Raw genomic sequence first — 1,083 nt, forward strand, 5'->3', positions numbered from 1 at the left:
CGGCAAGGCGGTGGCCAAGAGCACCGAGGAATGGCGCGCGTCAGCCAAGATCCGCAGGCTGTGGCAGCGCGACAAGTCGGTCTGGACCGGTGCCGACGAGGACAAATGGCTCGGCTGGCTCGACAGCGCCGCCAAGGCTGATGTCGCCGACTACGAGGACTATGCCAACCGCGTGAAGGGCCAGAAATTCTCCGATGCGGTCGTGCTCGGCATGGGCGGATCGAGCCTCGGGCCCGAGGTGCTGGCCGAGACCTTTGCGCGAAAGTCAGGCTTCCCGAAGCTGCATGTGCTCGATTCCACCGATCCGGCGCAGGTGCGGGCGATGGAAGCGAAGATCGACATCGCCAACACGGTGTTCATCGTATCCAGCAAGTCCGGCGGCACCACCGAGCCGAATGCGATGAAGGACTATTTCCACGAACGCGTCGCGCAGGCGGTCGGCCCCAAGGTGAAGACCGGCCACCGCTTCATCGCGGTGACCGATCCCGGCTCGTCGCTGGAGAAGTCGGCCAAGAAGCTGAACTACGCCCGCGTCTTCCATGGCGACCCCTCAATCGGCGGCCGCTATTCGGTGCTCTCGCCGTTCGGCCTCGTGCCGGCGGCAACCGCAGGCATCGACGTCAAGACCTTCGTCAAGCATGCGCTCGCGATGGCGCGCTCCTGCGGGCCGGACGTGCCGCCAAGTGAGAATCCCGGCGTGCAGCTCGGCCTCGCCATGGGCCTCGCCGGCCTCGAAGGCCGCGACAAGGTGACGATCCTGTCGTCGAAGAAGATCGCCGATTTCGGCGCCTGGGCCGAGCAGTTGATCGCGGAATCGACCGGCAAGGAAGGCAAGGGCCTGATCCCGATCGACGGCGAGCCGCTGGGCGAAACCGCGACTTACGGCAACGACCGCTTCTTCATCGACATCCGTACCGAGGGCGAAGCGGACGCCGCCCATGACTCGAAGCTTGCCGCGATCGAAGCGGCCGGCCATCCCGTCGTGCGCATCGTCATGAAGTCGATCGACCATCTCGGCCAGGAGTTCTTCCGCTTCGAGATGGCAACGGCGGTGGCGGGCAGCATCCTCGGCATCAACCCGTT

The 1,083-nt window shown here is 65.6% G+C and carries 1 pseudogene; it reads left to right on the forward strand.

Annotated features, from left to right (window positions below):
* Positions 1-1,083 (forward strand): annotated as a pseudogene (locus AC1D00_RS42430) (bifunctional transaldolase/phosoglucose isomerase); the annotation flags it as partial.

It is taken from the genome of Bradyrhizobium sp. P2_E8 (assembly GCF_056403875.1).